The organism is Streptomyces sp. Je 1-4 4N24, assembly GCF_026239515.1.
GTDB lineage: Bacteria > Actinomycetota > Actinomycetes > Streptomycetales > Streptomycetaceae > Streptomyces > Streptomyces nigrescens.
On sequence record NZ_CP110836.1, the window covers coordinates 2,976,807 to 3,000,284 of the forward strand.

Sequence of the window (23,478 nt, forward strand, 5' to 3'; positions counted from 1 at the left end):
TCCTGCCGTCCGGACCTGCCGCGTCCCGGGACGCCCGGCCGCCTGACGCTCAGTACGTCCGCGCGCCCCGCAGGGCGGGATGGCCCAGATCGCCGAGGAGCGGCGCGGCTGCGGCACGGTGGTGGCGCCAGCGGCGCAGCAGCGGCCAGCTCGCCACGCCCAGGGCGAGCGAGAGGAGATGCCCCCAGTCGCTCAGCGGGTCGACGTAAGCGAGCAGATCCGTCAGGGCCACATAGGCGACGCCGGCCAGCAGCGGCCACCGCGACCAGGCGGGCAGCAGGCCGGCGAGGGCTCCGGTGCAGGTCATCACGCCGAAGCTGATGCCGTAGTCGAGGCGGTGCAGCGAGCTCTCCGGCAGCCGGCCGGCGGCGACCGAGAAGGCGACGGGCAGTTCGGTGGCGAGGGTGGCGAGCACATGGCCGCCGAAGAAGACCGCGACGGCGCGCAGCGCGCCGATCCGCCGCTCCAGCGCCGTCAGAACGAAGAGGAAGGCGACGGCGTACGCGGAGGCCATCCCGCCGGCGATCCACAGGGCGCTGGCGATCAGCACCAGCAGCGGGGCCTGGGCGAGATGGACGACATCGGTGCTGGAGCCGCGCAGCAGTTCGGAGACCAGCCCCGGGTCGGCGTACTCGGCGAAGAGCGAAGTGGCCGCGAGGAGCACGGCGTAACCGAAGGTGAAGGGGGTGCCGAGGGGGGTGGGGAGCAGCCTCCAGGGCCGCCAACGCACCGCCGCACCAGGGGCGTTCGGCCCTTCCGCAACGGCGCGGGCCGCGGCCGCCCGGCCCCCGCGCTGCCGGGGGATGCCGGCCAGCAGGCCCGGCGTCCCGCCCGGACCGGTGTCCGGCCCCGGCGCGGCGGCCGGTTCACGACCGGTCCGTATCCTCTCGGCGGTTCCCAGCCAGCTCACAGTCCGAGGCCCCTTCCGTCCTGGCGCATCCGGTGAGCCACGCCCGTGTCCCTCGGCCGTGAATCTCTGCCCTGCTCTACGTCCCGGACCACCCTGCACGCTCAACCCATGAAGAACCTGTGAGAGTGATATCTGTCACATGAGGCAACCGCCGACAGACACTTCACGTCCGGGCTACCGGCGGCGAATACCGCCCAAAAGCGACCACCCGAGCGACACCTGAGCGACCACTCCAAAGCGTTGGACCGGCGCACCCCGTATTGGCCACCATGACGTCATGGCTCCCGTGACACCGCCCCACCAGGCAACGGCCGTCGCCCCCGAGGCCCCGCGCACGCTCGACCGCCGCGAGGGCGCGTACGGCGAGGTGGTGCTGCGGCAACGGGTCGGACCCCCCGCGGCCCCCGGGACCGACGGCTCCGGCACCCCCGAGGCGCCGGTGATCTACGAGATCATCGCCAACGGCTGCTTCCTGATGGACACCTCCGACGGCCGGTCCGAACGACTGCTGATCGACGCCGCGCTGGACGCGCTGCCGGCCGGCCGCACCCGCCCCTCCGTGCTGATCGGCGGCCTCGGCGTCGGCTTCTCCCTGGCCCGTGCGGCCCAGCAGCCACGCTGGGGCCGGATCGTCGTCGTCGAGCGCGAGGAGGCGGTCATCGACTGGCACCGCACGGGCCCGCTGTCGGCCGTCTCGGCGGCCGCGCTGGCCGATCCACGCAGCGAGATCCTGCACACCGACCTGGTCGCCCATCTGCGGACGGAAGCGGACCAGGACACCTATGACGCCCTGTGCCTGGACATCGACAACGGCCCCGACTGGACCGTCACCGAGGACAACGACAGCCTCTACTCCCCCGACGGGCTCGCCGCCTGCCGCGACCGCCTGACCCCCGGCGGAGTGCTCGCCGTCTGGTCCGCACAACCCTCGCCGGCCTTCGAGGACGCACTGCGAAATGCCGGTTTCAGCGGGGTACATACGGAAGAGATCCCCGTTGTCCGAGGCGTCCCCGACGCGGTCCATCTCGCGCGGAAGGGCGCGTAGCCGACAGTCACACCATGCCCGTACGCTGCTGCCCAGCAATACGCGACCACGCAGGGGACATGCAGGGGCGGGCGATGGACCAGACTCAGACAACGCAGGGCGGCGCCGCCGCGGCCACGCCGGGAGCCCAGCGCCGGGTCCTGGTCGTGGAGGACGACCCGACGATCGTCGAGGCCATTGCGGCCCGGCTGCGCGCCGAGGGCTTCCAGGTGCAGACGGCCACCGACGGCCCGGCCGCCGTGGACACCGCCGAGGCCTGGCAGCCCGATCTGCTGGTCCTCGATGTGATGCTGCCGGGCTTCGACGGCCTGGAGGTGTGCCGCCGGGTCCAGGCGCAGCGCCCGGTGCCGGTGATGATGCTCACCGCCCGGGACGACGAGACCGACATGCTGGTGGGCCTCGGCGTCGGCGCCGACGACTACATGACCAAGCCGTTCTCGATGCGGGAGCTGGCCGCCCGGGTGCATGTCCTGCTGCGCCGGGTCGAGCGCGCCGCACTGGCCGCGCACACCCCCCGCAGCGGCATCCTCCGGCTGGGTGAGCTGGAGGTCGACCACGCCCAGCGCCGGGTCCGGGTGCGCGGCGCGGACGTCCATCTGACGCCCACCGAGTTCGATCTGCTGGTCTGCCTGGCGAACACCCCGCGCGCGGTGCTCTCCCGTGAGCAGCTGCTGGCCGAGGTGTGGGACTGGGCGGACGCCTCCGGGACCCGTACGGTCGACAGCCACATCAAGGCGCTGCGCCGCAAGATCGGCGCCGAGCGGATCCGCACGGTCCACGGCGTCGGGTACGCCCTGGAGACCCCGTCCGCATGACGCGGTGGCCACGCACCCCCCTGCGCGAGCTGTGGCAGCGGGTCTGGGAGGGCCTGCGCCCGCTGGACCCGTACCGCTCGGTCAAGGCCGCGCTCGGGGCACTGGTCAGCGTCTCGGTGATCATCACCACACTGCTGGTGTTCGTCGCGATGCACTCGGCGACCGAGCTGCGGGTGATCACGATCTTCTCGATCATCGCCTCGCTGCTGATCACCCAGTTCGTGGCCAACAGCCTGACCGCCCCGCTCGACGAGATGACGGACGTCACCCGGTCGATGGCGCACGGTAACTACAGCCGCCGGGTCCGCTCGGAGCGCCGTGACGAGTTCGGCGACCTGGCGAACGCCTTCAACCGGATGGCGGCCGATCTGGAAGCGGTGGACACCCACCGCAAGGAACTGGTCGCCAATGTCTCGCACGAGCTGCGCACCCCCATCGCCGCGCTCCGTGCCGTCCTGGAGAACGTCGTCGACGGCGTCTGCGAGCCGGACCCGGAGACCATGCGCACGGCGCTGAAGCAGACCGAGCGGCTGGGCCGCCTGGTCGAGCACCTCCTGGACCTGTCCCGGCTGGACAACGGCGTGGTGCCGCTGCACTCCCGCCGCTTCGAGGTCTGGCCGTATCTGTCCGGGGTGCTCAAGGAGGCCAACATGAGCCGGGGCGCCGCCACGCTGTCGGGGCTGTCAGGGGTTGCCGGCTCCGGCACCCACACCCGCACGGACGTCCATCTGCACCTCGATGTCTCGCCGCCGGAGCTGACCGCGCACGCGGACGCCGAGCGGCTGCACCAGGTCGTCGCCAATCTCATCGACAACGCGATCAAGCACAGCCCCCGGCACGGCCGGGTCACGGTGCACGCACGGCGGGGCGAGGGGCCGCAGAGCCTGGTGCTGGAGGTGCAGGACGAGGGCCCCGGCATCCCCGAGGCGGAGCGCTACCGGGTCTTCGAGCGGTTCAACCGCGGCGGTCCGGCCCCCTCGGGCCCCGGCACCGACGGCGGTACGGGCCTGGGCCTGGCGATCGCGCGCTGGGCGGTGGACCTGCACGGCGGACGCATCGGCGTGGCCGAGTCGCCGCGCGGCTGCCGGATCCGGGTCACCCTTCCGGGGCTGGAGTCAGCTCGAAGCTGACGGCCACTGACGTAGGGTCGATGGTGGAAACACTCCGCAGCGGGTGTGGTGGCGATCACTCGTACCCGCACAGAGGCAAACTTCGTGTGTTTCCCGCCAAGTCATGCCCTGAAACCCGACCGGGAATGTGACGTACGCGACGAGTACCCCTCCCGGCCTGCACCAAGGGTCACAACAGGCGTAGCCTTTATTCCCGCTGTCCACCACCTTAGGAAGCGGAAGAGGGCGGTTGCCGCCGTGTCGCTACAGTCCCCCAACAGCTCGAGCATCTCGACCGACCACGAGGGGCAGGGGAAGAACCCTGCTGCCGCGTTCGGTCCCAATGAGTGGCTCGTCGACGAGATCTACCAGCAGTACCTCCAGGACCCGAACTCGGTAGACCGAGCCTGGTGGGACTTCTTCGCCGACTACAAGCCGGGCGGTGCCACCGCGCCGAGCCAGCCGGCGGAGGGCCCCGGTGCGAGCACCGGCTCCGCGGCCGCCCCGGCGCAGGCGTCCGCGCCCGCAGCGGAGCCGAAGCCGGCCTCCGCCGAGCCGGCCACCCCGGCGAAGCCGGCTGCGAGCGCTCCGGCACCGGCCAAGGCCGCTCCGGCCAAGGCTCCGGCGAAGGCGGCTCCGGCCAAGCCCGCCGCGAAGCCGGCCGCCGAGGAGGGCCAGGCCCCCGGCGGTCCCGAGTTCATCCCCCTGCGCGGCCCCTCGGCCGCGGTGGCGAAGAACATGAACGCCTCCCTGGAGCTGCCGACGGCCACGTCCGTCCGCGCGGTCCCGGTGAAGCTGCTCTTCGACAACCGCATCGTGATCAACAACCACCTCAAGCGCGCCCGCGGTGGGAAGGTCTCCTTCACCCACCTCATCGGGTACGCGATGGTGCAGGCCCTCAAGGCCATGCCGTCGATGAACTACTCCTTCGCGGAGAAGGACGGCAAGCCGACGCTGGTCAAGCCCGAGCACGTCAACCTCGGTCTGGCCATCGACCTGGTGAAGCCGAACGGCGACCGCCAGCTCGTCGTCGCCGCCATCAAGAAGGCCGAGACGCTGACCTTCTTCGAGTTCTGGCAGGCCTACGAGGACATCGTCCGCCGGGCCCGTGACAACAAGCTGACGATGGACGACTTCACCGGAGTCACCGCGTCGCTGACGAACCCCGGCGGCATCGGCACCGTCCACTCCGTGCCGCGTCTGATGCCCGGCCAGTCCATGATCATGGGCGTCGGCGCGATGGACTACCCCGCGGAGTTCCAGGGCACCTCCCAGGACGCCCTGAACAAGCTGGGTGTCTCCAAGGTCATGACGCTGACCAGCACCTATGACCACCGGGTGATCCAGGGCGCCGCCTCCGGCGAGTTCCTGCGCATCATGAGCCAGCTGCTGCTCGGCGAGAACGAATTCTTCGACGACATCTTCAAGTCGCTGCGGATTCCCTACGAGCCCGTCCGCTGGCTGCGGGACATCGACGTCTCCCACGACGACGATGTCACCAAGGCCGCCCGGGTCTTCGAGCTGATCCACTCCTACCGGGTCCGCGGCCACGTCATGGCCGACACCGACCCGCTGGAGTACCACCAGCGCAAGCACCCCGACCTCGACATCACCGAGCACGGCCTCACCCTGTGGGACCTGGAGCGCGAGTTCGCGGTCGGCGGCTTCTCCGGCAAGTCCATGATGAAGCTGCGCGAGATCCTGGGCGTGCTGCGTGACTCGTACTGCCGCACCACCGGCATCGAGTTCATGCACATCCAGGACCCCAAGCAGCGCAAGTGGATCCAGGACCGGGTCGAGCGCTCGCACAAGTCGCCCGAGCGCGAGGAGCAGCTGCGCATCCTGCGCCGGCTGAACTCCGCCGAGGCGTTCGAGACGTTCCTGCAGACCAAGTACGTCGGCCAGAAGCGCTTCTCGCTGGAGGGCGGCGAGTCCGTCATCCCGCTGCTGGACGCGGTCATCGACTCCGCGGCCGAGTCGCGCCTCGACGAGGTCGTCATCGGCATGGCCCACCGCGGCCGCCTCAACGTCCTGGCGAACATCGTCGGCAAGTCGTACGCGCAGATCTTCCGCGAGTTCGAGGGCAACCTCGACCCGAAGTCGATGCACGGCTCCGGCGATGTGAAGTACCACCTGGGCGCCGAGGGCACCTTCACCGGCCTGGACGGCGAGCAGATCAAGGTCTCGCTGGCCGCCAACCCCTCCCACCTGGAGGCCGTCGACCCGATCGTCGAGGGCATCTCGCGGGCCAAGCAGGACATCATCAACAAGGGCGGCACGGACTTCACGGTCCTGCCGATCCAGCTGCACGGTGACGCGGCGTTCGCCGGCCAGGGCGTGGTCGCGGAGACGCTGAACATGTCCCAGCTGCGCGGCTACCGCACCGGCGGCACGGTGCACGTGGTCATCAACAACCAGGTCGGCTTCACCGCAGCGCCGGAGTCGTCGCGTTCGTCCATGTACGCCACCGACGTGGCCCGCATGATCGAGGCGCCGATCTTCCATGTGAACGGTGACGACCCCGAGGCCGTCGTCCGCGTGGCCCGTCTGGCCTTCGAGTTCCGCCAGGCGTTCAACAAGGACGTGGTCATCGACCTGATCTGCTACCGCCGTCGCGGCCACAACGAGTCGGACAACCCGGCCTTCACCCAGCCGCTGATGTACGACCTGATCGACAAGAAGCGCTCGGTGCGCAAGCTCTACACCGAGTCCCTCATCGGTCGTGGCGACATCACGCTGGAGGAGGCCGAGCAGGCGCTGCAGGACTTCCAGGGCCAGCTGGAGAAGGTCTTCACCGAGGTCCGCGACGCCACGACGGCCCCGGTGGCCCCCGAGGTGCCGCAGCCCAAGGCCGAGTTCCCGGTCTTCGTGGACACCGCGATCTCCCAGGAGGTCGTCAAGCGGATCGCCGAGTCCCAGGTCAACATCCCCGAGCGGGTCACCGTCCACCCGCGTCTGCTGCCCCAGCTGCAGCGCCGCGCGGCCCAGGTCGAGGACAACGCCATCGACTGGGGCATGGGCGAGACCCTCGCCATCGGCTCGCTGCTGATGGAGGGAACCCCGGTCCGGCTCGCCGGCCAGGACTCCCGCCGTGGCACCTTCGGCCAGCGGCACGCGGTGCTCATCGACCGGGAGACCGGCGACGACTACACGCCGCTGCTCTACCTCTCCGAGGACCAGGCCCGCTTCAACGTCTACGACTCGCTGCTCAGCGAGTACGCGGCGATGGGCTTCGAGTACGGCTACTCCCTGGCCCGCCCGGAGGCGCTGGTCATGTGGGAGGCGCAGTTCGGTGACTTCGTCAACGGCGCCCAGACGGTCGTCGACGAGTTCATCTCCTCGGCGGAGCAGAAGTGGGGCCAGACGTCCGGCGTCACCCTGCTGCTCCCGCACGGCTACGAGGGCCAGGGCCCGGACCACTCCTCGGCCCGCATCGAGCGGTTCCTCCAGCTGTGCGCGCAGAACAACATGACGGTCGCCGCGCCGACCCTGCCGTCGAACTACTTCCACCTGCTGCGCTGGCAGGTCCACAACCCGCACCACAAGCCGCTGGTCGTCTTCACCCCGAAGTCGATGCTGCGTCTGAAGGCGGCGGCGTCGCGGACGGACGAGTTCACGACGGGCGGTTTCCGCCCCGTCATCGGCGACTCCACGGTCAAGCCCGAGGATGTCCGCAAGGTCATCTTCTGCTCCGGCAAGGTCTACTACGACCTGGAGGCCGAGCGCGAGAAGCGTGGCGCGCACGACACCGCGATCGTCCGCATCGAGCGCCTCTACCCGCTTCCCGGCAAGGAACTGCAGGCGGAGATCGCCAAGTTCTCGAACGCCGAGAAGTACCTGTGGACCCAGGAAGAACCGGCGAACCAGGGTGCCTGGCCGTTCCTCGGCCTCAACCTGATCGACCACCTCGACCTGGCCGTCGGCGCCGATGTCCCGCACGGTGAGCGGCTGCGCCGGATCTCCCGGCCGCACTCCTCGTCGCCGGCCGTCGGCTCCGCCAAGCGCCACCAGGCGGAGCAGGCACAGCTGGTCGCGGAGGCCTTCGACGCATAAGCGTCAAGGGCCGCCGGAGCGACCGGCGGGCAGACAGCGAAAGGGCCCGTCCCCGGTGGGGGCGGGCCCTTCCGCGTACGTGGGGCGCCTGCGGCTCGTTAGACGGGCTGCGGTTCGAAGTCCCAGTACGGGCGCCGGCGACGCCGCGCTGACAGGGTGTGCGGGTGCTCGGCGCCCAGGGTCTCGGAGAGCTGCTGGATCGCCTCCTGTTCGAGCTTCGCCGCCTCCTGGCCGCGGCGGAGCGCCCGCAGGTCCTCGGACAGCGCCGTCTTCGCGGAGAGGGTCAGCGGATGGGTGTCGCCCAGCGTCACCTTGGCCCGCTCCAGGGTGACCCGGCCCAGCTCCACCGCGCCCTCCTCGTCGTCCACCCGGTTGCGGGCGGAGGCGGCGTTCAGCGCGCAGCCCAGCGTCCAGGGATGGCCGGAGCCCATGGCCTCGGTCATCCCGCTCAGCGCGCGCTCGGCGATGTCCAGCGCGTCCGCCGGGTCCCCGAACTCGCCGCGGACCAGCCCGACGTTCCCCAGGGTGCCGACGGTGTACGGGTGGCGCTCACCGGCCAGGGCCCGATAGCGCTCGGCGACCTCCTCCGCCAGGTCGCGGGCGTGCCCGAGATCGCCGTGCTCCCGCAGGAAGGTGGCGTGGTCCGCACGCACCATCAGCGTTTCGGGGTGGCGGGGCCCCAGCACCCGGCGGGAGCGCTCGACGAGATCGGCCAGCAGGGTGGCGGCGCGGGTGACCTCGCCGGAGCGGCGCAGGCACAGCGCGAGATTGTGCTCGGCGCGCAGCGTCTGTGGGGTGTGCGGGCCCATCACCTGCAGATGCAGCCGGGCGTTGAGCTCCTGGCTGGAGGTGGCGTCGCGGTAGCGGCCGAGCAGGCGCAGGGTGCGGGCGTGGGCGGTGCCCGCGTTGAGCGTGAGGTGGTGGCGGGCGCGCAGCTCGCGCTCCCGGAAGGCCAGCACCTCGCGATGGGTGACCAGCGCTTCCTCGTACCGGCCGAGCAGCGCCAGGACGCTGCCGAGGTTGTGCCGCGAGGAGAGGGTGCGGGGTGCCTCCGGGCCGAGCAGCTCGGTGTAGGCCCGCCAGACGGCGTCGAAGAGGTCATAGGCCTGCTCGTAGGAGCCCAGCGCGATCAGCGTGCCGGCCAGCCCGTCCTGCGCCCGCAGCAGATCGGCGTCGGAGGGGTCCCGCTCGGCGGCGAGCTGGTCGACGACGGCGCTGCCGACCGCCTCGGCCTCGCGGTAGCGGCCGAGCCGGCGCAGCATGTTGGCGTGCTGGTGGGTGAGGACGAGCATGGTGCGCTGGGTGGCCGCGAGGCGGGTGCGCCAGCGGGACATGAACTGTTCGCACAGCCGCAGGCCCATGCGGTATTCGCCGCGGACCCGCAGATACTCCACGCAGTTGAGCAGCAGCTGCTGGACCGCGGGCTCGGGGCTGTCGAGGACGCCGGCCGGCTCCAGATGCGGGATGAGTTCGGCGTAGCGCTCCCAGTAGCGGGTGTCGGCGGGGTTCTGCGGGTCGGCGGTGACCAGCACCCGGCAGGCGCACGCCGACATCAGATCGCGCTCGTCCTCGGTCATGTCACTGCGCAGGAACCGGTGGTAGAGCCGGTGCATCAGCGCGGTCTCCACGGCCGGGTCGGAGTCCTGGGAGACCTGGTAGTCGAGGCGTACGGCGGTGGACTCGGTCAGCCGGCGCAGCGCGGTGTTCCAGCTGATCGGCTCGGCGGCCAGGTCGGCGAGGTGTTCGGGCAGGTCGCCGCGGCGGGCCCGGGAGAGCATCGGGACGGGGATGGTGTCCGGGGCGAAGAACGCGAACAGCTTGAGGAGTTCGACCGCGGCCGGGCTGCGTTCGCGCAGCGTGTTGAGAGTTATGGCCCAGCTCGTCTGGAAGGCCATGGGGTAGTCGGAGGAGATCCGGATGCCGACGAGGCTGGGCTCACCGCGGCGGATCAGCTCGATGTACTCCTTGGGGGACATCGGGTTGGCGTCGAGCCATGCGGCGGTCTGGGCGAGCAGCAGCGGCAGGTCCTGGACGGCGTCGGAGAGCAGATCGGCTTCCATCGGGGTCAGCCGTGGGGCGCGCCGCCGCGCATAGGCGACGCTCTCGATGCGGTTGAAGGGCAGTACCTCGATCTCCTGGGCGCTGCCGGAGCCCGACCAGTCGCGGGTGAGGGTGGTGATCAGGACATGGCCGCGGCCGTCGGGGACCAGGTCCTCGATCTGCTCCATGTCGTCGGCGCTGTCGAAGATCAGCAGCCAGCGGCGGTAGGGGCGGCCGACGCGGAGCGCTTCGTGGACGGCGCGGATGCGGTCGCCCAGCTCCCGGCCCACGGGGAGACCGAGCCGGGTGGCGAGCTCGGCGAGCTGTTCGCGGGCGGCGCCGCGGTTGGTGGCGCTGATCCACCACACCACGTCGTAGTCGTTGCCGAAGCGATGGGCGTATTCGGCGGCGATCTGGCTCTTGCCGACGCCGGAGGTGCCGTACAGCGCGATCCGGGTCTCCAGCGGCGGGCCCGCGCCCGCACCGGAGCCGGCCAGCTTGCCGTGCAGCGCTTCGAGGACGTTGTCGCGGCCGGTGAAGCGGTTGTTGCGGCGCGGGATGTTCCACACCTCGGGCGGGTTGTTCGGGAAGCGGGGCGCGCCCGGCGCGTCCTCGTCCACGGCCCGGCCCGGTCCCCCGATGCCGAGGCGCTGCAGTACCCGGCGGTTGGCCTCCTGGGCGTCCAGGTCGCGCAGGTCGGCGGGGCGCAGCAGGGACGCCGTGGCGGGCAGGCTCTGGGTGGCCACGCTCACCGCGGCGAACCGGTCGGCGTGCGCGGGCACCACCTCCCGCAGCGCGGCCGTCCACTCCTCCTGGGTCTTGGGGCCCAGCCGGAAATACCAGTCGTCCAGCACCATCAGCAGCCGGCCCTCGGCCTCCAGCAGCCCCGACAGCTCCTCCACCAGCGCGCTGTCCACCTGGGGGTCCCAGCGCAGCATGGTCGTGCCGTGGCCCTGCTGCTCCAGCTGATGGGAGATCCAGGCGGCCCAGGGCCGGGTGAAGCCGGCGTAGCTGATGGTGATGTGTTCGTTGGAGCCGGTGGGACCGGAAAAGTGGGCCTGATCGACCATGCGACCGTCTCCCTGAGATGCGATGGTGCGCGCGTGGAGAGGCTTCTCATCAGGCACGCCCTGGCTCTTTGGCACGATAGCCCAAGTGTCCCTCCATATGACGACAGAGCGTCAGGTCATCTCGGACGCCCGTCAGTTGAGGGCGACCGTGGCCTCCAGGCGGGCCGCGATGTGCCGGATCAGCCGTTCCAGGTCGGCGCAGTAGACGGACGGATTGCTGAATCCGCCGGCGTCCGCGCGATAGCGGTGGGCGTAATTGCCGCCGCCGCACACCTCCACCAGGGCGCAGCCGCGGCACTGTGCGCCGAGGCCGTCCCGGCCGCTGCGGCGGGCGGCCATGCCGGGGTGCGCCAGGGCGTCGTCGAAGGTGTGGTGGAAGACGTCGAGGCCGGTGGCGGCGGCGCCCTCGTAGGTGGATTTGAGCGAGTCGACCTGCTCGATGGCGCCGTCGGTGTCGACGACCAGGGCGACGACCGGGGAGAGCCCGACCGCCTCGCTGGAGCTGGGGCGGCCCAGGAGGAGACCGAGGATCTCGGTGAAGACCCGCACCCGGGGGCCGGGGCCGCCGTCCCACCACAGGTCGAAGACGGTGCACAGCCAGTCGCCGTACGGGGCGCGGCCGGCCGGCCCGAGGGGGGCGGGCCGGGGGCCGGCGGCAGCGGGAGGAGGACTGGACCAGTTGGCGTGCGGGAGGAGGAAGTCGACCATCGGGGGGTCCAGGGCGCGCAGCGAGCCGTAGACCTCGGCGGGGCCGGCGGTGATGTCGATGGTGCACAGGATGCCGGCGAACACCTCGGGCCGGTCGTGGAGCAGGCGTACGGCGCGGGAGACCGCGGGCCAGGAGGACCGCCCGGCGTGGTCGACGCGGCGGCGGTTGAGGCCGGGGGTGCCGCCGTCGAGGCTGAGGCCGAGCCGGAACCCCGCGGCACCGAGGGTGTCGATCATGTCCCGGGTGAGGAGCGTCCCGTTGGTCTGCACCCCGAATTCGGCGGTACAGCCTGCGGGCAGCGCGGCACGGACGGCGGCGGCCTGGTCGAGCAGCGGTCCGGGGCCGGTGAGCAGCGGCTCGCCGCCGTGCAGATCGATCCGGACCTCGCGCAGCCGGTGGGTGCGGGCGTGTTCGGCGATGCGCAGGGCGGTCTGGCGCATGGTGGCGGCCGGGACCGTCGGCGGGCGGGCGCGCCAGCTGCGGTCGGGCCCGGCGTAGATGTAGCAGTAGGTGCAGGCGAGGTTGCAGCGGCTGTGGACCTTGAGCACGAACTGCCGGAAGGGCACGACAGCGGTCGGGCCGGTCTTCTCCCCCGCCACGGGTCGCCCCCTGCTCTCGTCTGCCTGCGTCGAGGTACGGGCTCGCCAACTGCCGCCCGTTGTCTGGTACATGGCTCCGCACCCGGGCGAAGAACCAAATTCCCCCAGCAACTGGCCGGTTCCCTTGCACGTTTGCCCAAAAACAACCGTTCTCGGCTGTCAGTGCAAGACCTTCTCCGGACCGTCCTCGTAATACGCGACGGCGTCCTCCGCCGACGGCCAGTTGCGCAGCAGCAGCGCCGCCACCTCTCCCAGCACCGCATGGTCCGTCCGTGCCGCCAGAACGCCCACGTCGACCCCGGCAAAATCCGGCAGCCGCTCGGCCGACGGCCCCGGCGGGGCGGCCACAGCCGGTTCGGTGCGGGGGGTAGTCGCCACGCTGCTCTCCTCTGGCCGGCTGGACGGGTGTGTTCCCGAACTGCCGTCCACAGAAACACGTCCCGCTGCGGACGGCCAGGCAGCCGGACGGGTGCTCGGGGGTGTCTCCCCGGGCGGTCAGGCGGTGGATTCGAGGGCGCGCATACGGGCGCGGGTGCGCTGGGCCTCGGGGCCGGTGTCCTCGCCGGCCCGCTGCCACTGCTCCCAGCTCTCGCGGTAGGCGTGCAGCGCGGAGCGGGGGCCGGCGGTGACCTCCAGGACCTCGCCGCGGCGGTGGTGGGCGCGGGCGGCCGGCAGGGCGCTGTCGGCCCGCCGGGCGGCCGCGGCGGCCCGGCGGTAACAGGCGGCGGCCCGGTCGTGGCGCTCACGGGAGTCGAAGCGGCGGTCCAGCAGCAGCTGGACATCGCCCACTTCGAGCCAGGCCTCCGCCGACACCGCGTCCGGTACGTCCGCGCCGCGGGCGGCCAGCTCCAGGATCCAGTCGGCCTCGTGCAGATCGGCGAGCGAGGGCTGGCGTTCGTAGCGCAGCCGCAGGGCGCGGCCGAACAGCAGACGGTGACTGCCCAGGTCGGGGTCCTGTGGCGCGACCCGGCCCAGTGCCTCGCGGAGCACGTGCACCGCCTCGTTGGCCAGCCGCTTGCCCGGCTCCTCGGCGGGCTCCAGCCGGGCGCGCAGCAGCAGTGCCGCACCGCGCTCGGCGAGCAGCGAGCTGTGCTCGGACGAATCGGGGGTGGTCAGCCGGAGGGCGGCGGCCAGCGCGGCGATGGCGGCGTCGAGCGCGGTCAGGTCGCCGGTACGGGTGTGTACGGCGCGCTGGGCGGCGGCCGTACGGCGCAGGCTGTCCGCTTCCAGGGCCCGGTCGTCGAGTGCATGGGCCAGCGCACGGGCGCGTTCGAGGGTGGGCAGCACGGACGGACGGCCCGCGCCGCCGTTGAGCTGGCGGGCCGCCGCGAGGTCGAGCAGGGTCTCGCAGACCAGCCGGTCGGCCGCGCCGCCGCGCCGGCGCAGCAGGACGGCGGCGGTGTCGAGATCGTCGGCGGCGCGGACCGCGAGCGCCTCGGCGGGGTGCGGCCCTCCGGTGTCGCCGCGGGCCGCCCGGCGGGCCTGGTCGAGCAGGACGCCGCCGCGGGCGGCATAGACCTCGCCGGGCACCTGCTCCCCGCTGGGCCACTGGTCGAGGAGGGTGGTGAGGGAGCGTTCCGCCTCGTCGAGGGGGTCGGGGTCGGTCGCTCCGTCGGTGTCCGGTACGGCCGGCAGGGCGGCCAGGCGGCGCAGGACCTCGGTGCGTAACACCATGCTCTCCAGGACGCGGGGGTCCAGCAGGCTCATCAGCCCGCAGGCGGCGTGCAGATGGCGGGCGGCGTCGGCGAGCGCGGTGCGCTCCTCGGCGGGGGTGCCGGCCGTCCGGCGTTCCCCGGCGCGGGCGTGGCCGACCCGGCCGAGCACGATCAGCGCCCGGGTGCGCTCGGCCTCCCGGCCGGCCGTGGCGCCCTCCTGGTCGTCGGCGGCCGGCTCACCCGCGGTGGCCCGTTCCGCGGCGCGGGCCGCGCGCTCCGCCTCCTCCAGGGCGTCCGGCTGGCGCCAGGTCGCCCAGGCGTGCAGCAGCCCGCGGGCGAGGTCGGTACCGGCCACCGGCAGGCGTTCGGTGGCGGCGCGCAGCAGCCGGACCGCCTCGATCAGATCCCGCACGGCGCGGTCCTGTTCGTAGCGCTCCAGGAGGGCCGCGCCCTCGGCGGCTGGCCCGTCGGAGGCGTACGGCCGGCGGGCGGGCGGGCGCAGCGCCGGTTCGAAGCGGCGCAGCACGCGTTCCGAGACCCGGGCGAAGGGTTCGGGGACGGCCCGCCGGCCGGTCTCGGGCTCCCGGCCGCTGCCGGAGAGCATGGCGACCGCGACGGCCGGGAAGTTGCGGGCGCTGCGGCCGAAGGTGCGCTCGACGTAGAGCGAGCAGTGCTTGAGGACCAGGGCGGCCTCGCCCGCGCTGAGCCGGGCGAGGAGTTCGTCGCGCACTCCGGGCACGAAGTCGTACCAGGGGCCGCTCACCCCGGCCTGCTCCCCCGACGGCCGTTCATCCGGCGGGAGTTGGGTGACCAGTCCGCTGAGCAGCACCTCCGCCAGCTCGGCCGGCCCGGTCTGCGGCAGCATCGCGCGCTGGACGAGCTGGATGACGGGGAGGGCGAGCGGGACGGCCGAGAGGTGGACCGCGAGCAGCCGGGCGGCCGGCGAGGCCTGCTGGTCGAACTCGCGGACCATACGGGCCGGCGCGGCGGGCCCGGACACGGGCGGCGGTCCGGCCGGATGCTCGGTGCCGTGGTCGGCCCGTACGACGGAGGCCGCGCCGCGCAGCGCGAGACCGGCGTCGGCGGCGGCCAGCCGGGCCCAGGAGCCGAGCGCGGAGGGGGTGGCGGAGAGGACCGGAACGGCGCGCTCGCGGGGTGCCTCGGACGCGGTGCCCGGCGGCCCGGCGGGACGGCGCCGGCGCCGGGCCGGCCGGAAGTCGAGCGCCTGGTAGGGGCCCTGACGGCGGACGAGGGTGCCGGCGACGGCGGGCAGGAGGGTGCGCGCCCACATCCGCTGCGGCAGCGGCTGGACGACGGCGAGCGGGGCATCGGCCGCCCAGCGGTAGAGCAGCCGCTGCATCCGGCCGTCCCGCCAGAGGGGGCCCGCGCAGTCGCTGACGACGAGGGTGAGGTGATGGCCCGTCGGGTCGTGCAGCTGGTCGGCGGGGCGCAGCGGGCGGCCGGGGCCGGAGGCCGCCGCGACCCCCACGTCCGGGCCGTGCGGATGGAGGTAGTGCACCGTGACATCGCGGAAGGCGCCCACCCGCTCGCAGACCTGGCGCAGGTCGTGCAGCATCTGCTCCCAGACGGCCATCGAGGACGAGCCGTCCATCAGGAGCCGCAGTCCGGCCGCCCGGCGGTGCACCCCGCGCAGCACCGGGATGATCATTTCGGCGTGGGCGGAGAGCTCGGCGGTGGCGGGCTCGTCCAGCTTCCGGGGGACCGGGGCGACCGGCGGGCGGTAGCGCTGGATGGGCCGCAGCGCGCGCTGCAGCGGCAGCAGTCCGGGGAACGCGGAGGCGATCGGGACCGCGACCTCGCCCAGGCGCTGCCGGTCGGGGTCGGGAAACCTCGTGGGCGTCTCGCCCAGGGCTTGGGTGGGCAGCAGTTCCGCGACCCGGCGCCGGGCGCTGTCCTGGAGCACGGACGGCGAGGGGTCACCGTCCGCCGGCCCGTCCCCGCCGCCGGCCGGTGCGGTCCCGCCGGCGCCCGCGGGGTCGGCGGAGGCGGCCGGTCCCACCCGGAAAGTGGCCGGATCTGTACGGTCCGGACGGTCCGCGCGGGTGGGCCCGGCGTCCGCGGAGCCCTCGGCCCGCGGTTCACCAGGAGTGATCCACTGGGCGAGCCAGAGGGCGTCGGCCATCCCGCGGGCGTCGGCCGGCAGTCCCGCCGCGGTCAGCCGGGCGACGAGTTCGTCGAGGGGACCTGGGCCGGGCTCCCCGGGGGGCACCGGACTCACCTCGTCCGGTCAAGGGGCCGCATCAGCTCCGCCGTCAGACGCCGTCGCGTCTCCTCCTCGTCCTCGTCCGTCCAGCCCGCTCTCTGCGTCAGGTGGATGGCGTTGAAGAGCTGGTCGACGGCGCGGACGTCGCCGGGCTCGCGGTCCAGGAAGCGGTCGATCACCGCCTCGTAGCGCTCGGCGGCGCCCTCACCGAAGTGCGCCCGCACCATGGCGGCGAGCCGCTCCTTGTCGGGCACCGGGATGTGGAGGTGGATGCAGCGGCGCAACAGGGGCGCCGGGAAGTCCCGTTCGCCGTTGCTGGTGAGGACGATGAAGGGGAAGGCATGACAGCGGACCCGGCCGTCGCGCACCGTCACCCGTGCGCCGTCGTCGCTGAGCACCTCCACCTCGGGGGCGGATCCGGCCAGCCGCTCCAGCTCCGGAATCCGGAACTCCCCTTCCTCCAGCACATTGAGGAGGTCATTGGGCAGGTCGATGTCGCTCTTGTCGAGCTCGTCGACGAGCAGCACCCGGGGCCGGGCGGCCGGCAGCAGGGCCGTGCCCAGCGGGCCGAGGCGGATGTAGCGGCCGATGCCGCCGCCGGGTTCGTCGGTGGGGTCCGGGCCGGGCGCGGCCCCGCTCTCCGCGGCGGCCGGGGCGGCGCGGGCGATCTGGAGATCCTGGAGGCGGCCGATGGCGTCGTAGTCGTACAGACCGTCACGGAGCGTGCTGCGGCTGACGACCGGCCAGCCGAGCACCCGGCCGAGGCCGAGTTCATAGGCGACCGAATGGGCCAGGGTGCTCTTGCCGCTGCCCGGCGCGCCGGTCACCAGCAGCGGCCGGCGCAGATAGAGGGCGGCGTTGACCAGCTCGCGCTCGGTCTCGCCGGGGCGGTGGTGGCTGGCCTCCCGGTGCTGCACACCGAGCCTGCGCTCGGAGGAGGGGTCGAGGGCGGCCGGCGGCGCCACGAGGGGGCCGCCGTCGAAATCGCGCCAGGGGGGTGGCGGCGGAAGATGCTCAATTCCGTCGTGCGGTGCCCCCGCGCCACGGTAGATGAGCCAGTCGCTCACGTCGGAACTCCTCGTCGCCGGCCAGGCCTCGGTCAGGAGCGATGGTCATGGCGGAGCGCCGGGGACATCGGCATCCGCTCGGCCTCCCCCCGCGTCCGCCACCCACAATCACGCAGTCGCGTCATCACGAACAAGTCTTCCACGACGCTATGACAGTACCCAGCCGGACGGAAGCACACGGGGCGGTTTCCGGTCTCCCCCGCGGGGCACCGGGAGGCCCAAGTACCAGGTACGGGGCGCGACTTGCGGCAGGAGGGGCGGATGCCGCGGGGGTGGGCACCGGGCGCGTGCGAGGTGCACGGGGGCGTGCGCGGCGCCCGGAACGTCAGGGGGGCGGCGCCCCGTACCGCTCAGCGCGGCGACACCTGCGGGCGGTCCGTGAAGAGCGGCGGAATCGGGTCCTCCGGGTCGTCGTAGAGGAGCACCAGATCGCGCGCCCAGTGCGTGCCCTCCTCCGCGGCCTCCGCGGCCTTGGCGCGCAACTGCCGGACCAGTTCGGGGAGCCGGGCCACCCCGCCCGACCCCTGGAGCAGCTCCCGCACCCCGCGGTGGAACTCCTCGCAGCCGGCATCGCAGTCCCGCTCCTCGCCGTGCCCGTGGGCGGGCCACAGCCCGGCCGGGAAGCCGGTGTCCAGGGCGACCCCGACCGCGTCCCGGCCGAACCCGTCGGCGACGGTGTGGCACAGGGCCGGCAGCGCACCGTCGCCTGCCGTCTCCAGCAGCCGCCAGATCGCCTCGGCGGAGCCGCGCCGGGCATCGGTACCCGGCCGCGGCGGGATGCGCAGTGCGTGCAGTTCACGGGCGGCGGCAAGGCCCTGCCAGCGGCGCAGCCACGCCGGGTCGACCTGTTCCCGCCGTCCCTGGTCCCGCAGGATCACCGCGCGCCCGGGGCCCACCGGCCGCAGCCGGGCGGTGCGCCGGGTCGAGGCGGCGACCTCCCACTGACCGGCGGCGGTGTTCCAGTGGCCCTCGGGGACGGCGACCTCCAAGCGCACCCGGGCGCCCGGCCCGGCATCGCCGTCGGCCCGCAGCAGCCGCCCGCCGAGCCGCCGCAGCACCTGCTCCCGCGCCTGCTCGAACGGCACCCCGCCGGCCGACTCCTGGACGTCCACCCGCAGCCACTGCCCCTGGCCGTACCCCTCGCTGACCGACCAGTTGAACAGCTCCTGACCGCCCTCGTCGTAGAAGAGCGGCTCGAACTCGACGAGCACGGAGCGCGGCCGGCGGCGTACCGGGCCTATCCTCCGGCGGTCCTGCGGCTGCAGCACCACCGCCTTGGCCTGCACGAACTCCGCGAGACGGGCGGCCTGTTCGCGCACCCCGGCGGCCTCGTCGCCCGGTACGTCGCGCACCTCGTCGGCGGTCAGCTGCGCCACGATCCGCAGATAGTGCACAAAGGCGCGCAGCTCGGTATACGGGTCGCTGCCCTGGTAGAGGGCGCCGTGACCGTCCCGCCAGGTACGCAGCGACCAGGCGCCGGGCCGGTCGCCGCGCTCCAGCACCTCACCGACCGCGGCCTCCACGACCAGCGGATCGCGCGGCGCGGGCAGCCGGGCGAGCAGGTCCAGCGCCTGCAGCCGCTCCTGTACGCCCCACAGCCGGCCCCGGCCCGCCATGATCGCGTGCTGGGCGTCGAACCAGGTGGGCCCGACGGCGCTGCCGAGGCCCTGACCGGCCCAGTGCCAGCGGTCGTGCAGGCTCATCAGCGCGTGGTACGGGTCGGGCCCCAGGTCCTCGGCGCCCGCGACCAGGTGTTCCGGCCCCAGCCCGCGCAGCGCCGTGACCGGCACCGCCAGCCCGACATGGTCCTGCTGGTGGCGGCCCTTGACGATGCCGACCACCTCGCCGCGGTCACAGTCGAGCAGCGGTCCGCCGGAGGCCCCGGGCGTGACCCGGACATCGCTGCCGAACTGCAGGCCCCGGGCGTCGCGGGCGCCGAAGCGGACCGCGATGAAGGGGTCGACGGGGGTGATGGGGGCGCGCGGGCCGGTGGGCGCGTGCGGCCCGGTGGGCGCGCCGTGCCCCCCCCCCGCCCCCTGGGTGCCGCCGGGCCCGTCGCCCGGCTCGGGCACGGTGCGCCCGTCCCGCGGACCGCGTACGTCACCCGGGTCACATACCGCGCGTTCCCCCCGGCGGCCCGCGGCCGCGCCCCCGCTCGCGCGGCCGTCGCCGCTCGCGCCGCCCGCCCCGCTCGCCGCGCCGTCCCCCTCGGTGCCCGCGCCCGGCCGGTCGTGCCCGCGGAAGATGTACGCGTCCTCCAGGAGCGTCGCCGGCTGATCGCTGAGCCAGGCGCAGGGGTGCTCGGTCTCCGGACCGAGCAGCCGGACCAGGGCGAGATCGGCGCGGGCGGCGGATCCGGCGTCCGGGTCGGGCCGGCTCAGGTCATAGGCGAGCCGCGCGGGCACCACCCGGCCGCCGAAGGTGACCCCGAAGACCCCGTCCGGGCCCGTGTCACGGCGCCGCCCGTCGCTCGCCGCGAGCACATGGGCGCAGGTCAGCACCCATCCCGGGGCGATCAGTACCCCGCTGCCCCACGGCCGGGCGCCGGCCCTGCCCGGCACGGCGCACAGTCCGACGGTGGTGCGTCCGGCGTGGTCGAGGAGCTGTGTGTAGCGGGCGCGGTCACCGCGGCCGGCGGCCCGGCCCTCGGAGGTCGACATCAGCGGCTCGAATCGTCCGGCTCCCGGCGGTCGGCGGTATGCAGCCCGTGCGGTTCGTCCCGGGCCGGCGCCCGGTCCTCGCGCCGCCAGGTGAGGGTGACGGAGAGGTTGGACTTCGCCTCGCCGTCCGCGAGCAGGGCGACGGCCTTGCCCGGCTTGGCCGACAGCTCCACGCCGAAGGTCACACTGGTCTCGTGCGGTGCGACCCGTTCGGTGGCCTGCCGGACGCTGGCGGCGACCCCGCCGATCACCTCGCGGAGCCCTTCGACCCTGGCCCCGAGCGCGTCCCAGGCACCGACGTCCTCGAATTCCCCGTCCGCGTCGTCCGTCCCGTCGGGCGCCGGGGTGTCGAGCCGGGAGACCCGGGCCCAGACTTCCGTACCGTCGGGAAGTTCGATGCGCTGTGCGCGATCTTGCATCACGGCCTCCTGCGCCCCGTGGGCGGCAATTTCCCAATTGCCGCAGGACCGTTGACAGGTGATCAGGCTAGCCGTCGGGCGTCTGTGGCGCGAGAGGTCCGTGAGCCTGCCTATCCTGGCTGGGAATGACCCATGACCCCTGGTGGAGAGCGCGTGTATTTCACTGACCGTGGCATCGAGGAGCTGGAGAACCGGCGCGGCGAGGAGGAGGTCACCCTCGCGTGGGTGGCCGACCAGCTGCGTACGTTCGTCGACCTCAATCCGGACTTCGAGGTACCGGTGGAGCGGCTGGCCACCTGGCTGGCCCGCCTGGACGACGAGGACGAGGACGAATAGGCCACCGAGGAGCGGTCCCGGGACGGGGCCGCGGGGCTCCTGCTCCCCGGCGGCCGGGTCGTGCGCGGAGGGCCCGCCCCCGGAAGGGCGGCGGACCGTCGTGACTGATCCGGAGATCAGGACGTGAAGGGCCCGGAGATCAGGAGTGGCGGAGCGCCTTGCGCAGGTCGCTCTTCACGCCGCACGCGTCGTTGAGGGCCGCGTGCCCGGCCCGCCGGTCGTGCTCGATGTACGCCTTCTTGTGGTGGTGCTCGGCGGCTCGGTCCCGTTGGCGGCGCCGTCGAGGGCCCCGTGGAACCGTTCCGCGTGGCGCGCGCGCCGGCACGCGCCCTTGGCATTGACGATCTTCCCCTGGACCGAGTGGTTGCACCTCGCGGCCTTCTTGTAGCTGCGCCCCCGTTCGGCCGAACTGACCTTGCTGTTCAGCGAGTTGACCTTCGCGATCAGCCCGTGGCACGACGTGGCGGCGAAGGCGGGGCCCCTTCCCCCGGCGACCGGTTGCGCCGCTCTTCCACGGCGCCCGGCTGCGCCCGAGGAGCAGCGGCTCCCCTCAGCGCCGGGCGCTTGACTTCCCCCATCCGCGATATATCGTGTCCTCAGGAGACGCGATATGTTGCGTTGTACGGCTATCCAGGGGAGGCCAGGCATGTCAGCCCGGAGCGAGTGGTCGCAGCAACCGACACAGGTGGCCGAACCACGCACGCTGGAGATCTCCGGCCCTCTCGACGCCCTGCACGTACGTGTGGTCGGCGGCACCGTCAACGTCGTCGGCACCTCGGACGGCGGTCCGGCCCGTGTGGAGATCAGCGAGCTGCACGGCCCGCCGCTGACCGTCTCCTGCGACGACGGCACCCTCTCGATCGCCTACGAGGACCTCCCCTGGAAGGGCTTTCTGAAGTTCCTGGACCGCAAGGGATGGAACCGCAGCGCAGTGATCTCGGTGACGGTGCCGGCCGCCACCCGCGTCGAGGTCGGCGTGGTCGGGGCCGGCGCGGTGATCTCCGGGATCTCGGGGCGTACGGACGTCCGCGGGGTCTCCGGTGACTCCACGCTCGTCGGGCTGACCGGCAGGGTGCGGGCCGACACCGTCTCCGGCAGTGTCGAGGTGCAGTCGGTCACCGGCGAGCTGCGGTTCAACTCCGTATCAGGGGATCTGACGGTCATCGACGGTGCGGGCGGGACGGTGCGCGCGGACTCCGTCAGCGGCGACATGGTCCTCGACCTGGACCCCGCCCAGGGCGCGGACATCGCCCTGACGACGGTCTCCGGGGAGGTCGCCATCCGGCTGCCCGACCCGGCCGACGCCAAGGTGGAGGCCAACACCACGAGCGGCACGGTCTCCAACGCCTTCGACGATCTGCGGGTCACCGGCCAGTGGGGCGCCAAGAAGATCACCGGCGCGCTCGGCGCGGGCACCGGCACCCTCAAGGTCACCACCGTCTCCGGCGGTCTGGCCCTGCTGCGCCGCCCCGCCTTCGAGGACGGGGAGCACCGGCCGGGCGACCCCGGCGACGGCCCGGCCCCCGGCCCCCAGGGGGACTCCCCGACCGACCCGCCCGCAGAGAAGAAGGTGCTCTGAGCATGCCCCCCGTCTTCGCCCATGGCCGCCTCCGCCTCTACCTCCTCAAGCTGCTGGACGAGGCGCCGCGGCACGGCTACGAGATCATCCGCCTCCTGGAGGAACGCTTCCAGGGCCTCTACGCCCCCTCCGCCGGCACGGTCTACCCCCGGCTGGCCAAGCTGGAGGCCGAGGGCCTGGTGACCCACACGACCGAGGGCGGCCGCAAGGTCTACTCGCTGACCGACGCCGGCCGTACCGAACTCGCCGACCGCGGCGGCGAGCTGGCCGATCTGGAACTGGAGATCCGGGAGTCGGTCGCCGCGCTCGCCTCCGACATCCGGGAGGACGTGAGCGGTTCGGCGCGGGATCTGCGCCGCGAGATCCGGGAAGCCGCCCAGCAGGCCCGCAAGGACACCCGGGGCGCCGGAAGGGCCGGGCGGACCGGCGACGGGACCGCGGACGCCGGGGACGACACCGGCGGGCGGCCGTTCCAGGACGCCGCCGACTACTTCGACGGCGCGTTCGGCGACAAGGAGTCCTGGCAGCAGGCGAAGCAGGAGTTCCGGCGCGCCAAGGAGGAGTGGAAGGAGCAGGCCCGCCGGGCCAAGGAGGAGAGCCGACGCGCCAAGCAGGACGCCCAGCGGGCCCGTAAGCAGGCCAGGGACGCCCAGGTGTTCGCACGCGAGGAGGTCCAGCGGGTCCTCAAGCGCGTCCAGGAGCAGGCCCAGGGGGCGGTGCGGTCGGGCGACTGGTCGGGGGCGGTGCGCGAGGCGCTGTCCGAGGTGTCCCGCGAGGTCGGCCGCTTCACCAATGGCCCGTTCGACGCCCGGCGGAGCGAGGGCGAGCCGGGCGCGGCCGGGCGGGCCGGTGCGGACCACGGGACGAAGGTGACGGTCGAGCGCGTCGACGAGGCCGGGGAGGGCCCCGGGGCGGACACGGCGGCCGCGGCCCCGCCGGCCCCGGAGTGGGCGGAGGAACCGGCCGGCGACAACCCTGCCCGGGACTTCGACCGGCTGCTGGACCGCTTCCGCGACGATCTGCGGGACGCGGCGCGCGATCACGGGGTCACGGCCGCACAGCTCAAGGAGTCCCGCCGCCGGCTGTCGACGGCCGCCGCCCATATCGGCGCACTGCTGCGCCACCCGGAGCAGTACGCGTCCCGCGCGGACGGGGAGGACTGAGCCGTCGGAAACGGGACCGACGGCC

At 73.2% G+C, this 23,478-nt stretch carries 15 protein-coding genes; 7 read left to right on the plus strand and 8 right to left on the minus strand.

Annotated elements, in window-relative coordinates; genetic code table 11:
• Positions 1-49 precede the first annotated feature (49 nt).
• Positions 50-910, minus strand: coding sequence for a rhomboid-like protein (locus SLV14N_RS12565; RefSeq protein WP_263269361.1), 861 nt, complete (start codon positions 908-910; stop codon positions 50-52).
• 277 nt (positions 911-1,187) lie between these two features.
• On the opposite strand from SLV14N_RS12565, the gene SLV14N_RS12570 reads away from it, so the two are divergent.
• From SLV14N_RS12570 to SLV14N_RS12585, 4 genes are all read left to right on the plus strand, one after another.
• Positions 1,188-1,955, plus strand: coding sequence for a spermidine synthase (locus SLV14N_RS12570; RefSeq protein ID WP_263269362.1), 768 nt, complete (start codon positions 1,188-1,190; stop codon positions 1,953-1,955).
• A 74-nt stretch (positions 1,956-2,029) separates the two neighbouring features.
• Positions 2,030-2,770, plus strand: coding sequence for a response regulator transcription factor (locus tag SLV14N_RS12575; protein WP_208681002.1), 741 nt, complete (start codon positions 2,030-2,032; stop codon positions 2,768-2,770).
• Entirely contained in the window at positions 2,767-3,900 is a 1,134-nt protein-coding gene (locus tag SLV14N_RS12580) for an ATP-binding protein (RefSeq protein WP_208681003.1), read from the plus strand. The genes SLV14N_RS12575 and SLV14N_RS12580 overlap by 4 nt, the downstream gene beginning before the upstream one ends.
• Positions 3,901-4,137: 237 nt before the next feature.
• Positions 4,138-7,932: a multifunctional oxoglutarate decarboxylase/oxoglutarate dehydrogenase thiamine pyrophosphate-binding subunit/dihydrolipoyllysine-residue succinyltransferase subunit gene (locus tag SLV14N_RS12585; RefSeq protein WP_208681004.1), complete on the plus strand. Its 3,795-nt coding sequence runs from the start codon at positions 4,138-4,140 to the stop codon at positions 7,930-7,932.
• Positions 7,933-8,030: 98 nt separating this feature from the next.
• On the opposite strand, the gene fxsT is transcribed toward SLV14N_RS12585, so the two are convergent.
• The 7 genes from fxsT to SLV14N_RS12620 form a co-directional block, all read right to left on the minus strand.
• Positions 8,031-11,042, minus strand: coding sequence for an FxSxx-COOH system tetratricopeptide repeat protein (gene fxsT / locus SLV14N_RS12590; RefSeq protein ID WP_208681005.1), 3,012 nt, complete (start codon positions 11,040-11,042; stop codon positions 8,031-8,033).
• Positions 11,043-11,174: 132 nt separating this feature from the next.
• Entirely contained in the window at positions 11,175-12,350 is a 1,176-nt protein-coding gene (locus tag SLV14N_RS12595) for an FxsB family cyclophane-forming radical SAM/SPASM peptide maturase (protein ID WP_208681006.1), read from the minus strand.
• Between the two features lie 159 nt (positions 12,351-12,509).
• Complete coding sequence (locus SLV14N_RS12600; protein ID WP_042148635.1) at positions 12,510-12,728, minus strand: YxD-tail cyclophane-containing RiPP peptide; 219 nt, start codon at positions 12,726-12,728, stop codon at positions 12,510-12,512.
• Positions 12,729-12,845: 117 nt separating this feature from the next.
• Positions 12,846-16,235, minus strand: coding sequence for an SAV_2336 N-terminal domain-related protein (locus tag SLV14N_RS12605; protein ID WP_259670254.1), 3,390 nt, complete (start codon positions 16,233-16,235; stop codon positions 12,846-12,848).
• Positions 16,236-16,240: 5 nt separating this feature from the next.
• The gene (locus SLV14N_RS12610; protein WP_208681008.1) at positions 16,241-17,296 is read right to left on the minus strand and encodes a MoxR family ATPase; all 1,056 of its coding nucleotides are present in this window, start codon (positions 17,294-17,296) and stop codon (positions 16,241-16,243) included.
• 350 nt (positions 17,297-17,646) lie between these two features.
• The gene (locus tag SLV14N_RS12615; protein WP_265873321.1) at positions 17,647-19,956 is read right to left on the minus strand and encodes a trypsin-like peptidase domain-containing protein; all 2,310 of its coding nucleotides are present in this window, start codon (positions 19,954-19,956) and stop codon (positions 17,647-17,649) included.
• Positions 19,956-20,375: a CU044_2847 family protein gene (locus SLV14N_RS12620; protein WP_208681010.1), complete on the minus strand. Its 420-nt coding sequence runs from the start codon at positions 20,373-20,375 to the stop codon at positions 19,956-19,958. The genes SLV14N_RS12615 and SLV14N_RS12620 overlap by 1 nt, the downstream gene beginning before the upstream one ends.
• 153 nt (positions 20,376-20,528) lie before the next feature.
• Between SLV14N_RS12620 and SLV14N_RS12625 the strand changes: the two genes are divergently transcribed.
• The 3 genes from SLV14N_RS12625 (at position 20,529) to SLV14N_RS12635 (ending at position 23,453) form a co-directional block, all read left to right on the plus strand.
• Complete coding sequence (locus SLV14N_RS12625; RefSeq protein ID WP_018087464.1) at positions 20,529-20,711, plus strand: DUF6104 family protein; 183 nt, start codon at positions 20,529-20,531, stop codon at positions 20,709-20,711.
• A gap of 646 nt (positions 20,712-21,357) precedes the next feature.
• Positions 21,358-22,290, plus strand: a complete 933-nt coding sequence (locus tag SLV14N_RS12630) for a DUF4097 domain-containing protein (RefSeq protein WP_263269363.1) — start codon at positions 21,358-21,360, stop codon at positions 22,288-22,290.
• A gap of 2 nt (positions 22,291-22,292) precedes the next feature.
• Positions 22,293-23,453, plus strand: coding sequence for a helix-turn-helix transcriptional regulator (locus SLV14N_RS12635; protein WP_263269364.1), 1,161 nt, complete (start codon positions 22,293-22,295; stop codon positions 23,451-23,453).
• The last annotated feature ends 25 nt before the right edge of the window (positions 23,454-23,478 follow it).